A 287-nucleotide genomic window follows, 5' to 3' on the forward strand; every position below is an offset into this window, starting at 1 on the left:
GTTTTGTGGTATAAGATTGTACGTTGTTCTTCTTAGATTTGAAACGCGGGGCATTGTTTTGTTTTTTGAAAAGGCGTGTATAAGCATCCGCAAGGTTGCGAACAGACGACTGAATCGCGATACTATCTACTTCTTTTAGCCAAACAAACTCTTTCTTCATGGCAGGGAGTTTGGCAGAGCATGTACCATATGTCAAACCTTTCCCTGTTTCTTTGTATGCATTATCCCATAGAGATAGGAAATGATTGAATACAAAACGAGAACAGCCAATCGTTTTATTGATTAGG

At 39.0% G+C, this 287-nt stretch carries 1 protein-coding gene; it reads right to left on the bottom strand.

Features of this window, described 5'->3' with window-relative positions:
* Positions 1 to 287, bottom strand: a 287-nt coding sequence (locus BAU27_RS21165; protein WP_139254670.1) for a helix-turn-helix domain-containing protein, incomplete at both ends; no start/stop codon positions are given.

Source organism: Bacillus sp. NH11B (assembly GCF_001884205.1).
Lineage (GTDB): Bacteria > Bacillota > Bacilli > Bacillales > Bacillaceae_G > Bacillus_A > Bacillus_A proteolyticus.